14 protein-coding genes are annotated in these 14,495 nt (G+C 58.4%); 13 read left to right on the forward strand and 1 reads right to left on the reverse strand.

Features of this window, described 5'->3' with window-relative positions:
- The first annotated feature begins 280 nt into the window (after positions 1–280).
- From JQ604_RS30685 to JQ604_RS30700, 4 genes are all read left to right on the forward strand, one after another.
- Positions 281–1,033, forward strand: coding sequence for a DUF4261 domain-containing protein (locus JQ604_RS30685; RefSeq protein WP_212364441.1), 753 nt, complete (start codon positions 281–283; stop codon positions 1,031–1,033).
- Positions 1,034–1,116: 83 nt separating this feature from the next.
- Entirely contained in the window at positions 1,117–1,743 is a 627-nt protein-coding gene (locus tag JQ604_RS30690; protein ID WP_212364442.1) for an imm11 family protein, read from the forward strand.
- Positions 1,744–1,843: 100 nt separating this feature from the next.
- Positions 1,844–2,482, forward strand: coding sequence for an imm11 family protein (locus JQ604_RS30695; RefSeq protein WP_212364443.1), 639 nt, complete (start codon positions 1,844–1,846; stop codon positions 2,480–2,482).
- 355 nt (positions 2,483–2,837) lie between these two features.
- Positions 2,838–4,505, forward strand: a complete 1,668-nt coding sequence (locus JQ604_RS30700; protein ID WP_212364444.1) for an AHH domain-containing protein — start codon at positions 2,838–2,840, stop codon at positions 4,503–4,505.
- Between the two features lie 444 nt (positions 4,506–4,949).
- Here JQ604_RS30700 and JQ604_RS30705 read toward each other — a convergent pair whose 3' ends face one another.
- Positions 4,950–5,774, reverse strand: coding sequence for a hypothetical protein (locus JQ604_RS30705; RefSeq protein WP_212364445.1), 825 nt, complete (start codon positions 5,772–5,774; stop codon positions 4,950–4,952).
- Between the two features lie 434 nt (positions 5,775–6,208).
- Here JQ604_RS30705 and JQ604_RS30710 point away from each other — a divergent pair, with 434 nt between their 5' ends.
- The 9 genes from JQ604_RS30710 (at position 6,209) to JQ604_RS30750 (ending at position 14,466) form a co-directional block, all read left to right on the forward strand.
- Positions 6,209–7,387 carry a hypothetical protein gene (locus JQ604_RS30710; protein WP_212364446.1) on the forward strand — a complete coding sequence of 393 codons (1,179 nt, stop codon included), beginning with the start codon at positions 6,209–6,211 and terminating at the stop codon, positions 7,385–7,387.
- A 526-nt stretch (positions 7,388–7,913) separates the two neighbouring features.
- Positions 7,914–8,078, forward strand: coding sequence for a hypothetical protein (locus JQ604_RS30715; protein WP_212364447.1), 165 nt, complete (start codon positions 7,914–7,916; stop codon positions 8,076–8,078).
- Between the two features lies 1 nt (position 8,079).
- On the forward strand, positions 8,080–8,367 hold the full coding sequence (locus tag JQ604_RS30720; RefSeq protein WP_212364448.1) for a hypothetical protein: 288 nt from the start codon (positions 8,080–8,082) through the stop codon (positions 8,365–8,367).
- Between the two features lie 402 nt (positions 8,368–8,769).
- Positions 8,770–9,240 (forward strand): hypothetical protein, encoded by a 471-nt coding sequence (locus JQ604_RS30725; RefSeq protein WP_212364449.1) that lies wholly within the window; start codon positions 8,770–8,772, stop codon positions 9,238–9,240.
- Positions 9,241–9,363: 123 nt separating this feature from the next.
- Positions 9,364–10,650 carry a PBSX family phage terminase large subunit gene (locus tag JQ604_RS30730; protein ID WP_212364450.1) on the forward strand — a complete coding sequence of 429 codons (1,287 nt, stop codon included), beginning with the start codon at positions 9,364–9,366 and terminating at the stop codon, positions 10,648–10,650.
- 664 nt (positions 10,651–11,314) lie between these two features.
- The gene (locus tag JQ604_RS30735) at positions 11,315–12,229 is read left to right on the forward strand and encodes a hypothetical protein (protein ID WP_212364451.1); all 915 of its coding nucleotides are present in this window, start codon (positions 11,315–11,317) and stop codon (positions 12,227–12,229) included.
- 240 nt (positions 12,230–12,469) lie between these two features.
- The gene (locus tag JQ604_RS30740; RefSeq protein ID WP_212364452.1) at positions 12,470–12,703 is read left to right on the forward strand and encodes a hypothetical protein; all 234 of its coding nucleotides are present in this window, start codon (positions 12,470–12,472) and stop codon (positions 12,701–12,703) included.
- Positions 12,704–12,944: 241 nt separating this feature from the next.
- The gene (locus tag JQ604_RS30745) at positions 12,945–13,265 is read left to right on the forward strand and encodes a hypothetical protein (RefSeq protein ID WP_212364453.1); all 321 of its coding nucleotides are present in this window, start codon (positions 12,945–12,947) and stop codon (positions 13,263–13,265) included.
- Entirely contained in the window at positions 13,258–14,466 is a 1,209-nt protein-coding gene (locus JQ604_RS30750; RefSeq protein ID WP_212364454.1) for a hypothetical protein, read from the forward strand. The genes JQ604_RS30745 and JQ604_RS30750 overlap by 8 nt, the downstream gene beginning before the upstream one ends.
- The last annotated feature ends 29 nt before the right edge of the window (positions 14,467–14,495 follow it).

A 14,495-nucleotide genomic window follows, 5' to 3' on the forward strand; every position in this document is an offset into this window, starting at 1 on the left:
ATCATCGCGAAATCCATCAAGCCCGCAGCGGAGCCATCCGCCGCGGGCTTTTTGTTTGCAGTTTACCCGATCGGACGGCGGCCGCTTCTGCGATGCCGCACCTCCCGCCGCCCCAGGGCGTCCGGGGCGCGCCGTCGTCCGAACCTTGTCTTTGGAAGCGGGCGGTCGGTGCAGGACCGTCCGTTCAACCGAAGCGGGAAACAGCGGTCGCGGCACGCGTTGACATTGTTCCTCTTTTGTTCTAAATGCTCTGACGATGTGAATTGAGGATGTGATCTTGATGAGCAACTCCTTGCTCGCAATTGTCTTGCTGGAAAATCCGGCGACACCAGACATGTCGGTGATCGCCAAAGCTCTTCGCACCCGATATCCAGGATTGCCGGTGGAGATGAGCGGCGATCCACGAAGCTCGCCGCTCATTCAGTGCGGCGGTGAACTTGTCGCAGTGATGTCGATGCCGGCCCCGATGCCCGATGATCCCGGCTTGTGGGCACGAACCGCATCGATCTGGCCGGAGGGCAAGACGATTGCGGCGCGATCTCGCGGTCATCTGATCGTTTCGGTGCTCGGGAAGGATCGGCCGCCGTTGGTCACCGCGCGTCTCAATACCGCCGTCGTCGGCGCATTGATTGCGACGATTCCGGGATGCTGCGGCGTCGTATGGGCTGGTAAGGTCGCGCGTCCTGCAAAGCTGTGGCTCGATATGTCCACGCAGTCGTTCGCGCCGTTTCCCGACTATCCCTTCACGCTGTGGGTCGACATCCTGCCGTTTCGTTCGGATCGAGGCATCGGTGCCGTCACGATGGGGCTCGATGCATTTGCCGGACGCGAGATCGAATTCGAGACTGCCAGGCTTCCACTGTCGGAGTTGATCGACAAGGTGACGGGCCTCGCCGCCTATCTCGTGGAGCACGGCAACGTGGTCAAGGACGGCGACACATTCGGCGGCGACGAGCGCGAGCGATTTACAGCGCGCCACAGGAAGTCCGAGCGGTTTGGTGGAATGCCTGTCCTCTTCTGCGCGACGGACTAATCTCAGGGGGCGGCGCATGCCGCTGGCGAGACCTCCTGAATGGATGTGCTATCAACTGGGCGTCCCAAAGCGCAGGCCAGTCCATGATCGCACTTTCCAATGAGAAGCGTCCTCGGAAAGCAAGGGCGCGAAAGTTCTATATCGTCGGTCCCAATGTTCGTCTCGGCAAGGGCGGCTGGGAAATGGAAAACCTTCCAGCCCTGTTGATGGGACCGCGCATACTGGCACCTACGCCAGGACAACGAGGGTTTCCGAACGTTCCTGAGATGCCATATCTCGTGTTCGACAAGAGAACGGGACGAGATCCCCGCGACGTCGAACAATTCCACGACTACTGGCTTGTGTCCGACCGGATCAAGACGGTGCTTGCGCGGCTGGATCCAGACGGCGTCGCATTCGTCAAATGTCATTCGAGTTGCAAGCACGGCGGGCCGGCGCCCACATACTGGCTCTGCGATGTCCTCCGGCTTCTGGAAGCTGTTGACGAAGAGAAGTCGCGCCTGACCATCAAGGGCGATTCACAAGGACACAAATGGTACAGTTTTGTCGGTGGCGCATCGCTGGTTATCAGAGAGGATGTCGTAGCTTCGGCCCACATCTTCCGACTTAGCTTTTCATTGTCCAACATAGTTTGCGATCAGGAACTGAAGGACGCGTGCAAGGACGCGGGCCTGAAGGGTATCACATTCGACGACGCTGCCGACTTCTAGTTGCGGCAGCAGGGGGGCCGCCGAAAGATATTGATTCACGCATGAATCGAATGCCGCTACGATCTGACCAACGAGCGTAAGTTAAGAAGAGCTGACTACAATGGCGGACAGAGCGTCGAATTCGATTGCAAACCGTACCAAAGCACACAAGCGTAGGTTTTACGAGATAAGCTCAAATTACCGCAGAGAAGCGGCGCCGGGCTTCTATTTGCAAGACGAGAGCGTGATCAAATATGAGGTGGATCGCCTCTCCGAAATAGCCGAGCAGCCATGCTATGTATTCGATAAATCAGCGGGGGCGCTTCCTCAGGATCTAGAGGAAGACGGTGCATTTTGGCTAGTTTCCGACCGAGCAAAGGTCGTATTCGAGGCGGTCGATCCGGGAGGATTTGTATTTTTGCCCTGTGCGGTGCGGGTGCCGCGAGGGGTTTGGGAGGGGCCGCGCTACTGGCTCTGCGAGGTTGTCCGCGTTCTCGATGCATTGGACGAGGTGCACTCGCGCTTTGTGAAGATCGGTATCGGCGACGATCCTAGCCATCGAGATTTCGGCAAGAAGTTTTACAATTTCTCCATGAGAACCCAGCTGGTCTTTGACGAAGAACGGGTTGGAGATGCGCGCGCGTTTCGCATGGCCTACTACGAATATTGTGTCATATGCAATCAGGACATGAAGGATGCCTGCAAGCGCGCGGGCCTCAAGGGGATATTGTTTCGGGACGTTCTGAAGTCGGCGTACTGATGCAGCCGATGGCGATTGCCATAACGTCAAGTATGCTCGTAGTTGTGTCTGTCCGGCCGCACCATCCTGTTGTTACGTAAGCTGGCCACACAAGCGCGGCTGTGACATTGGCGTTGCCACGTCACATTCTGCATTTTTTAGCAACAGCTCCTGCGCGATCTACATAGATCGCGAGATATTTTCCGTTTTCTCGATCTCTTAGATCTCTCCCTTCGAAGGCACTGATCGGTACGTCTGCCGCGCCGCCTCAAGTCCAATCGAAGGGGAGGCCTTCTCCCATGTCTGAGCTATTTCGCTCGATAGACCCCGCGCGGCCGAATTCTGCCTCGTCGGGAAGTAAAATATTGGATACACAATGGCGATACTTGCCGATCACCACATCATTTCGAAGCGTTTCAAGAGCCATCGTGCGTTTCGGGGTATCGACAAAGAGACATTTGAAATCAACTCTGCGCAAAATCGAATCTTTCTACCTAAGGATGTTCGCTTGGCTGAAGGTATGCGCATATCGGCTCATCCTGGCGGCCACGTGTCGACATACTACGGTGCCATTCGTCGAGTGCTGAACCAAATTGCAAAAGATCCCGACCCGATCGTCCGAGCCACGAAAATAGAGACTCTAGTTGATGCGATGCGCATCGGTTTCGATAATGGCGATCTCCACACGAATGAATCAGATGGAAGGTCTCGTCTGGTTGTGGATCAAGGCATCGAACAAGTCATAGATAATTACGAGTCTTATGTTGGAGCTCGTAAGGACCAGTTGAAGGCCATCAGAGAACGCAAACAGAGATGGCTTGATTCCGGACAGGGTCATCTGATCAAATTTTCTGCCATTCTCGGAAATGCCGACAGGGAAAGGTTGCTGGACGAGGAGATTGCAAAAAGGCCCGGTGAGAATATCACATCCGGCAACAGGGACTTGGGTGGAACAAGCTGGGCCGCCAAGTTTATAGCGGCTGATCCCGCTGGCGACCTCTTTACAACGCCAGGGCGGACGCCGATCAACCCAGCGGACTTTCCCTCGTCGCCGGGTCTTCGTGCACCGTCACTCGACAACTTGAATTACCGAGAGGGATACACTCAAAGTGATCCACATTGGGCTGAGGGACCGCGCGGATTTCCGGTGCCCGACCCAGCTTTGGCACAGCTTGGTCGACTACCCCCGAGCACGGCAACGCGGCAGGACCCGCTGGTCCTCAAATTCGATCCGGCCACCGGGGCGCCTCTCCCATTTTCCGAGCGCTCACCGATACTCGAACCTGAGGCTCCCTCAACCGGCACACCGCCAGCTGGTTTTTACCCCGCAGCGGGACTCGCCGCTCTTGCGGCAGTCGCTCCCGCACTCTCACCTCTATTGCTAAGGGTGATCGGCGGCATGGTGAGTGCTAGCGCCGTTCCAGCCTCTGCGGCCAGAGGTGCAAGCGATACCGGAATTCCTGGCAGGACCGTCGTTTCTGGCTCTCCTCACAACGGCGGGATCGATCCGCGTGCGTTCGCTTCCGACACGAAAGTCGGTGGCGGCTCAATTCTGGGATATCCGCCGGCGCCAATGCCGATCGGAAACGATCCGTTTGAGCAAAGAGCGGATCGTGCCTCGACCTTCGCCGACCGCTTTGGCAACTGGCCCGAGACCTCCGCGCGTACGATGCCTGATCGCGTGCCAGCCGAGGTCGACGAGCCTGACAGGCGATCGGCGCCAAGTGTTGCTCGTGAAGATGTTCGCCGTCTCGTGCGCGAGAACCCGCCGGCGTCGGCCAACGCGTTCGTGTCCGGAACATCGCCAATTCCTTACTTGTCTTCCTCCGAGTTCAACGACCGCTTTGGCGATTGGAGCGCGACGCCTGGTGGGCCACGGCTTTCTCAAGCGAGCAGGCCGGTGAGCCCATTCGCCGGCGAACCAACCTATTCCATCCCGCCGCCGATCTGGGGTGGCGAGCATCCAGGCGATCCGCAGAGCGATGCCGAGGAGTGGTTCTCGCGCTGGATACGACCACTTCTGCGGGAGAATCGCGTGGAGTGATTGTCGTCGAGCGTATGTGCTTCAGGCTAGGTTGCGCGTCCCTGAAAGTCGTTATCGATTTTTCAGAAATATCTCTTGACCCGTCGGGCAAATCAGCGCTATAACATGATCATCGCGAAATCCATCAAGCCCGCAGCGGAGCCATCCGCCGCGGGCTTTTTGTTTGCAGTTTACCCGATCGGACGGCGGCCGCTTCTGCGATGCCGCACCTCCCGCCGCCCCAGGGCGTCCGGGGCGCGCCGTCGTCCGAACCATATTTATCCATCACCCATTGTCCGGCACGCGCGAACGTGCCGGTCCATCGGCGCGGGCGCCGCGCGCGGCCCCGGTGTCCGGGATAAGGTTCGCGCCCCAAAGAGATGGACCGGCGAGGCGCCGATGTCGGCCTGTTTGATATCGTCCGTGCTCGGCAGGATGGCAGCGTTTGACCGATCGGATCGATGTTCAAGGCCGCGACGAGTTCGGAGGCCATCTGTGCAGTTGCCATTTCCCATTCACGCGCACAACTTCAGCAGGCCAGGTGGCAAGCTCGGGATCAGAGCCGACACGCCAAGTCACCTTCACCGATAGACGATCGTCGCTTTCCCAACCGACATACTCCCAAAGCTCATAGCCCTCAGACCTGTAGTGAAAGGCTTGCTCAATCGACTCGCCGCTCGCTGGCAGGATGTCGATTCCGTTGTTTCCGTCACTGGGGCCATCGGTCCAGAAGACCGACGCGAGCCATTTCCTGTCTGGTGAGTAGCGCGGTGGCGCGACGATCTGCTCCTGCCGGCCGTCTTGCTGTCGGACCAGCAGCCATTCGTCACTTTCGTAATACATCACGTGCACAAGCAGTAACCCATGTTCGGGGAAATAGTCATAGAGCATGTAGCTCTTGCAGCTCTCGTAGGACGCTCCAGCGCATGCTGCCTTGGTCTGATTATCTTTGTAGAGTTTCATTGCGCCGTTAGCCAATTTAAGACGAAGTTCGCCGCCTCGACGAGCCGTCAATGACTTGGTCTTCGCAATGCAGGCCTTTTCGGATGCGCGCGAGTAGGGGTCGCTCGCATAGCTTCCCGTTTTCGCCTTTTCGTCGAGAACGATCGCGGGATGCTGACAGGCACCGTCCTGCGGATAAGGCTTAACACAACTGAAACCCGGTGGACATGTTGTGCTCGAGACGGTTTCCGCGAAGACGGTACGTCCTCCTATCGACGAGAACAGAGCGCCAAGGAGAATTGCGGTCGTCGGCGAAACCAACGCGCGAATGGCCAAAACTGATCTCAACTTTGTCACCCCCCAAAGACTTTGAATTGAAGCGCGTTGCAGGTGCATAGGGCGACGCAATGGCCTGGCGTCCGGACGCAGCCGGAATATGACAACTGAAGCCAATGCTTCAGCTAGAGCAACTCAGAGTAGCAGCCAGCCGTTTCGGATATCAAGTCTGATTGTGCTGGGCCGCCGGCCTCGGAAGTCCAATCCAAGCAGCGTTAATAATCGAAGAGATCGAAAAATGCCCGAATACAAGTATCCTGGCTACGGACCAACCGGAGGAAATTGGTTGACGCCGCGCGCGAACACCAAAGGAGGTTATCACGGCGGAAGCGACAATCCGGCTAAGCCCGGAACACCGGTCTATGCCCAGCACAGTGGAGAAATATTCAGAAGCGGTAACATCGATGGATACGGCATGTCCGTTGTCGTGAAATCGAGAGCACCGGATGGTACAGTATTTTATCAGCTCTATGGCCATCTGGGTCCGGATCGTTACCGGCTCCGGGCACACGGATCACGGCGGATCAGCCGATACCGGGTGCATTCATCGGCCCAAAGAATATGTTAAGGGGCTGGGAGGTTTGACAACCGGTCCGCATCTGCATCGTGAGATCATTTCCGGCAGGGCGCGCTTGAATGCAGATCCGAACGAGAAGTTCGGAATCTATTCCAGCGACATCACATACAAGGCAGATCCGGACACGTTTGACATCAACAAGCCGGTCTTCCCGTACCAAAACGGAGAGCCAAAGCCGGCTCTTCAATCTGGTCAGACATCGCAGCCTCGATCTCCACAGGTGCGACCGTCGCTTCCTGGCAGCGCACTGTCGCCCGACAATCCCAAGCCGGTAGTTGCGCCTCGGCCCTTGCCCGATACGGGTATTCCCGGCGCAGGAGGCCCGACGTCGGTCGGTGGGCCGAATGGTCCAGCGCCATTGGTGCCTCCTGTTCGCTCGCGTTCACCGGCCCCTCCGAGTCCCGCGCCAGTTGCTGATCCGACTCTGCCGCCGCTACATTTCGCTCCTGAGGAGCCCCGGAATTTCAGTCCGTTCGCGTTGCCAAAACTGTTTCGCTCCGATGCTCTCGGCGGGTCCGACGTCGCGTCGGCGGTATTCGGGTCGAACGCGCCGGCTCTGATCACCTCATCGTTCGGTGCACCACGCGTGGCGCCGGAGGCGACGTCGCCTGCCGTGTCGGGCATCGATCCGATCGGAGACGGCAACGGGATCGGCGACTGGAAGACCAGTGTTGCACTGGCACCGTCTTCGAATCCTGCGCAGGCGCCGGTTCGCATGCTCGTCCGGCTTCCGAGCAGTCCGTCAATTGATCCAGGCCAGTCGGGTGAGGCTGCAGCGGCGCCGGCGATCACCGATCGTGCGCCATCGTTTCCTCCTGTGCGATTTCCACTCGAGGCGCTGCTTGCGCCCGACCGCAATCGTGCCTTGGATCAATGGGCCTCGTCCTCGCGGCGGAAAGATGCGCCTCCACCCACGCAACGTGCTTCCATCGGCCTGCCAGGTCTGTTCGCTTCGCTCCAAGGGGGCGATCCATCCAATCGCGATCAGCCGCCGGTCGGTGGATTGCTCGGCATGATCGAGGACTACATGCGCACGAACGGCTATTAGCCGCTGCTTGCCGATCAAACCAGGTACGCTCGCTTGCCCGCGTGGACGAACGGCCAGATCGTTTTTACAGAAATAACTGTTGACCCGTCGGGCAAATCAGGGCTATAACATCATCATCGCGAAATTCATGAAGCCCGCAGCGGAGCCATCCGCGGCGGGTTTTTTGTTTGCACCTCACCCGATCGGACGGCGGCCGCCTCCACGACGCCGCACCTCCGCCCACCGCCCGGGCGTCGAGGCGTGCCGTCGTCCGAACCATGTCGATCCATCATCCTTTGGCCGGTACGCGCGAACGTGCCGGTCCCGTGGCGCGGGCGAAAGCCCGGCGCCGCACGCGGCCCCGGCATCAGGGATAAGGTTCGCGCCCCAAAGATCGCGTCGTCGGCGATCTGCCGCACATTTAATTCGCGCAGCGTGAGGCTGCGATTTGCACATCAACACCAAACGGCGAGGCTTCGATGACCGCGTATCTGATATCGCTCGCGCTCGCAGGTCTCCTTGCCATCGTATTGTGGGAGACGTTCAATTGAGCGCAGAGACCATTCAATTCATCTCGCAGCCGCGCCGTCGACGTGATGACACGGATTTTCCGACCATCGCGTTCCGCTCGGCGCTCCCGGATGACGCGCGGCCGGATCCGCTCGATACCGCGCCGAGCGAATATCTGCCGTCCGACTGGCAGGAGAAGTAGATTGGCGAAGTCGATCACCCAAATTCGTTCTCTGGCGCGGGGCCATACCAGGACGGCGATCAACGTATTGGCCGGGATCATGCGATCCAAGGAAGCGACGCCGGCCGCGCGCGTCTCCGCCGCCAACGCCATTCTCGATCGCGGCTGGGGCAAGGTACCGCAGGCGATCGAGAACGGTGACGGCGCGCTGGAGCTGATCCATCGGATTGAGCGCGTGATCGTCGAGCCGGAGAATTCGGACAGCGAGGGGAGTGAGATCAGACAAGACCAGAGCGAGTCTCTCCGATAGCTGTTCGTTGTGAGTTGATCGCGGAGCCACACGGGCGAAGCGTCATTTGATGTTGTGCTTGTTTTGTTCTAATCTATCAAAGATGGTGGGTGGAATGCACGTGCTCCCAAGTCGCGAACGCTGTTGCGGGCATCGCAATGCTCCTGTGTTACGAACCGTGCAGAGTAGGCAATTTCTCGCGGCGGAGAAATGTATCTCCACCAACGCAACGTGCTTCTCCAGGGATATAAGGGCTCCTAGATGGCACGTGCGCGATGGGGCAAGCATTCCGACATCGTATCTCTCCCCCTTTGCCTGCTGCCCGATACTCGGCGGCCACCACGCTTTCTTGAGCGAGTATGCTGGCTGAGAATTTGGGAGTTAAAAGCTGCGAGCTGGCTCCGCTTGAGGAAATATTCAAGCATGCCTTGGTGTCTTCTTGCCGCCGTATATCTAGCAACGCTGGTCGTCCTGCCTGCACGCGGCAAGAGTTTGCCATCACCCGGTCAGACTATACTCGCCGTCACAACCTATGGCGACTTTATTACAAACGACGACGTCGAGCAGCGTACCAAGCTTGATTTCCTGATCACGCAAAAGCAGGCCAGTCAGGAAGAGGTGATCCGTCAATTGTCCATGGATATGGCCAAAAGTCACGAAGCTGAGGGCGCTGGTTTGCAGGCGGAGACCGAAGTCGACAAGGCCTTCGCAGATTTGTGCACGCGATTGAATGTCACGCCAGAACAACTGACGGAGTCCTTGAAAGACAAAGGCATCGGCTTCGATATTCTGAGAGAGCGCCTCAAGGCCGAAGTCGCTCGCGAAAGTCTAGCGCGAAAGAAAAGCCATGGCTTCGAAGACCGACTGGATCGACCTCTCATACCCCAAAAGTGAACGAGTCGCCGCATCATCGAAGGGCGAGTTAGCGCCGCTACGTCGTCTCAACTATATTGCCTTGATGCAACGGCCGCCTTGTGCGGACAAGCGGGCAGCCAACTCGTTTCTTCGAGAACAGCCTTGTCGATCCTGAAAATTCCAACCGCAAAAGTGTTCGAGCCGCTGCTGCAGCCCGCGCGCTACAAGGGCGCATTCGGGGGCAGAGGATCCGGCAAGTCGCACTTCTTTGGCGAACTCCTGGTCGAGATGTGCCAGGCTGAGCGCGGCATGCTTGCGGTCTGTGTCCGCGAGGCGCAACGCACGCTGGCGCAATCCTCCAAGCGGCTCATCGAAAGCAAGATCGCCTCGCTCGGCGTCGGAGCAGGCTTCAAGCTCTACTCCGACAGGATCGCAACGCCCGGTGATGGCCTCATCATTTTCCGCGGTATGCGGGATCATACCGCCGACTCGATCAAGTCGCTGGAAGGCTTCCGCATCGCCTGGATCGACGAGGCGCACAGCCTGAGTTCGCACAGCCTCTCGCTGTTGCGCCCGACGATCCGCGCCCGAAATTCCGAGCTCTGGGCGTCGTGGAATCCGCGTCGCAAGTCGGATGCGATCGACGACTTTCTGCGCGCGCGCAAGCCGCCGGGGGCCATCGTCGTCAACGCCAACTGGCGCGACAATCCGTGGTTTCCCGCGGTGCTGGCGGAGGAGCGCCAGGTTGATCTCGCGCTCTATCCGGATCGCTATGAGCACATCTGGGAAGGAGACTATGTGAGAGCCTTCGAGGGCGCCTATTTCGCCGACCTGCTCGCGCAGGCGCGCAAGGACGGGCGCGTCGGCAAGGTCGCGGCCGACCCGCTGCTGCCGCTGCGCGCCTTCATCGACATCGGCGGCGCAGGTGCAACGGCCGACGCCTTCACGATCTGGATCGTGCAATGGGCCGGCAACGAGGTCAGGGTGCTGGACTATTATGAGAGCGTCGGCCAGGTGCTGGCGTTCCACGTCAACTGGCTGCGCTCATACGGCTACCAGAACGCGATCCTGTATCTGCCGCACGACGGCGTCGCCACCAACAACGTCACCGGCAAGCGCTACGAGGATCATCTGCGCGAGGCCGGCTTCACCGTCGAGCCGCCGGTGAAGAACCAGGGTCTGGGTGCCGCCATGATGCGCATCGAGGCGCTGCGCCGGCTCGGTCCGCAAATCTGGTGGAACGAAGCGACCACCGAAGCCGGCCGCGATGCGCTCGGCTTCTATCACGAGCGCAGGGACGAGGCGCGCAATGTAGGATTGGGCCCCGAGCATGATTGGTCGAGCCACGCTGCCGACGCGCTTGGGCTGATGGCGATCTGCCACGAAGCGCCGGGGAGGGCGGCGAGCTTCAATCGCGTGATCCAATATCGGGAGCAAGGGTGGGTGTGAGGACGTTCTGGCCCTGAAAGTCGCGGTGCTAATAGCCACGACACCCACGTGATCGACAAATCCCCCAGTTCAAGAAGCCGGTTTCTCCTGCACAAAATATCCTGAGCCTCTGCGCAACAAATACTAGGGCGGCAAGAAACTGCCGCTGCTATTGCTGTTCATGCCGGGATAGAGCGCCACGATGCATTGACGGAAACGGACATACTTGGCACTACCACGAGAAGCTGCATTCCACGCATACACCTCGCGGATCTCATTCATGGACGCTTGCCGATTTCCCTATGCACTGGTTGAGATCAATGATCTCTCAACAGTTGTCTCCGTTGGATGCGTGCTTCCAACATACTTTATTCATCTTCGCCCTGCGACCTATAGATTCATCTTGTTCCTCGGCATCGTTTTCGGTCTTTCGACGTGGCTGATCGAGATCGCGGGCGCAATCTTGTGTCCGTTCTATCCCTTTTCGATATTGATGTTTTCGCCACTCAATATTGTCTTGATCGCGATACTCACGGGCATCACTCGGGTGACCCGCGTTGGCTTGTGGAGCACAGTGGTTTTGGTATGCGTCATTTTCGATTGGGTGGGAATTCGCGCTCTCGTCTGGTCTCTCTCGTAAATCACCAATCGATCTGAAACTCGTACCTCAACGAAGAGATCAACCATGGCTCCTGTTCCGTCATACAGCAAGAAAACTCTGGCTCTGGTTCAATCGATGGCGCCCGAGATCGCTGCAGCGGCAGCGAGGTACGGGGTACCAGCTGAAGCGATTGCCGGAAGTTTGGCTCAGGAGCAATTCGACCAGACCGCAAGCTCATGGAATGAGATGAAGGCGCGCCTCTCATCTTTCAATGCGGATGGATTTCTTGCTGCGGCGTACGCGGTAGGTCGGGCAACGAACCCGTCTAATCCGGAACAGGGAGCGTCGGATTTCATTCTTGGTCGATATAACAGCGACCCAAATGCGATAACGGTTGGATCGGATGTGCTCAAGAAAAGTACACATCCTCTGCTTGTCGACTATGGCCCGGCTGGCATGAAGTTCCACAATGCCATTCAGGAAATTCTAAAGAATCCAGATGATCCCGCTTTCAAGCCCTACGTGAAGAATCTGTATTCCGCGGGTGTCGCTTTGCATAAGGGCAGTGACAAAGCCCTCATGGCATCAGCGATGGCCGCATATTTGCGGCAGGGGCTTGAAGCTTATCAATCCAATATGAGCATCAACGGAGACCTCAAGACCGGGATCAACTCCTGGCATGGCTTGACTCCGGAACTCCAACGAGCATTGCTTGTTCAGTATTACAAGCAAGGCCCGACTCCAGAGCGGGTGAAGGCGCGACAGGAGATTGCTGCACAGAACGGCGTCCCCTATGTTCCGCAGATTGGCGTAGACGGCGCCGGTGCGACATACCTCGCAAATCAAGGTGCAATCACCAAGGCGCTGGCGGACGCGCCGGCCGACTTTGCAAGCCGCTGGGAAGCGATCCCGACATCCGGTTCGAAGAACGGTTCGGCACCACCCATTCCATTTCCGGGCATCCCTCAGCTCGCTGAGCGGCTCGCCACCGATCGGTAATTCGGGAGTTACACTTCAGAGTCTGACAGAGGGGGCGACACGCCAGTCGGCCTCGCCCGATTCGAGTCCCCTCGGAGCGCAACCTCCGGCCCCATCCCGTATCTAGACTCGGCAAACTCCGCGCAGCGGCTTTTTGCAAACGTGCCACCGTCGGACTTTCCTGCCTTTCCATCGTGGGCGAGCCCTAGTCGGACGAACGCTGCTGACCCGCGGCCTCCCAACGCTCGTCCAGGGGCTCCGTTGCTGGAAAAGCGATCGGCAGTTCCAGACAATTCGTCGCGGGCTTCTTCGCCGCAGCCAAATAAGGAATTTCGTTACCTCGCCCGAGTTGATGCCGGCAATCCGCAAGCGGCGGTGTTCGACGCCGGCGCGCCGGCCTTGCCCTTCGTCCGTTCGGATGACTTCAACGATCAAGAGGCCGTGGGCGGATTGCCGGGTTTGCTCGCCGCGGTGTTGGCGCGTCGCTCCGCATAGGATTCGAGCGAGCAAGGACGCTTGAACTAATTGACGCTGTTCCTATTTTGTTCTAGCAATTGGCCTTGCGCTTCAGTGCAACTCAGGGGTGTCTTGCTGCGCGTTTCCGAGATATTCGAGAAAGCAGTTGAGCAGCGCCAAGCCCGTCCAAGGAAGGTCGCTTTAGCCAGTGTCCAAATTGCTGCTACGACTGTCCGTCGTCCTCTCACTTCTTGTGCTCTGTCTCGCGGGCGCTGGAATATTGTACAGCCGTTACTTCGACGAGCCGGGTGGCGCGTTTTGTGGTGTGCAGCACGAGGCTGTGCAGCTTCAAAATGTGAGGATCTGCAATTGGACGGGAATGAGCTTCCCGGTGCTAAATTTGCTGCGCACCGATCTCCGTCATACCGGCGATTCGAGCAAAATCCTGATCAAATACACCAGCGGCATCGTCTACCAATGCTTTTGGTTTGACGACCGGGAGTTCGACTATTGGATCGACGGAATGAAGTCACCTGTTGCTGACGGTTGCGCGGATCATCCGCGCAATCTGATCATGAAACGGAAGACCAAGAATGACTGACTACATCGGGCTTATCCAGGGGCGACGGGCGACGACGGATGCGATCCTTGGCCAAGTGCTCTCTTGGTTGAACGACGTGCAGCCTGGAACAGCGAATCTGAGCGGTCACGGCGATCATATCGATGCTTGGCGACATGGTGGTACAGCCGCCCTTCTTGCGTATCATCATGGCTACGACAATGTGAAGCGCTGGGGCGATGCGCTCGAAGACTATAAGCCTGATAACGAGCAGGAATCTAGGCAGGACGCCTGGAACAATGAGGTCGGAGCCAAGATCGGCGCGCTTGCGCGGATCACCGGGATGACAGTCGACGAATTGGGAGATGCCGTAAAGGCTGCGTTCAAGGCCGGAGCCTTCCAACCCGATGCTTATGCTCCCTATTCACGCAACGCAACCTTTCGGGTTGGAGATATGACACTGTCACCTGATTCGGGTGTCGTTACTCTGCGCGACGGCTCGCGCTTCGATCTTACGAAGTCCGCTATCCTGTCGGCCGATGGTGTCGAATATCCGTTGCTTCATGTCATGCGAAGGGACGGAGGCACTCAAAACAATTGGACCAATATGGAGGATAGCCGCACGCTGTTTCGGAGCGGAATCGGAAAGTGGGATCCGCCGCCTGAGGCGACGCTCCCAAACTCCCCGATGATGTCATCACCAACCGGTCCCGTCGTGACGCAGCCCGTTCCATTTCCCGATGTCGCCCAGCAAGCTCAGCGGCTGACCACAGACCATTACTTTCGAAACTTCGCGCCAGCTCCCGGCACCGGAAGCGGTCCTGTCCCGTTGGCATCTCAACCAAATGATGCCACGGGTTCAATTCCATATGTTGGCCTGACGAATGCCGCGCAGCGGCTCTTCGCAAACGTGCCTCCGTCGGACTTTCCTGCCTCTCCATCGTGGGCGAGCCCCAATCCGACGAATGCTGCTGACTCGCATCCTCTGAACGCTCGTCCAGTGGCTCCCTTGCCGGAAAAGCGATCCGCAGCTCCTGGCAATTCGTCGTGGGCTTCTGCGCCGCAGACAAATAAGGAATTTCGTTACCTCGCCCGCGTTGATGCCGGCAATCCGCAAGCGGCGGTGTTCGATGCTGGCGCGCCAGCCGTGCCCTTTGTCCGTTCGGATGACCCAGATGATCAGAAGGCTATCGGCGGCTTGCCGGGCTTGCTCGCGGCGGTGTTGGCGCGTCGCTCGACATAGGATTCGAGCGAACTATCGTCCCACGTGAT

Origin of the sequence: Bradyrhizobium jicamae (genome assembly GCF_018130695.1) — a bacterium.
Taxonomy (GTDB): domain Bacteria; phylum Pseudomonadota; class Alphaproteobacteria; order Rhizobiales; family Xanthobacteraceae; genus Bradyrhizobium; species Bradyrhizobium jicamae_B.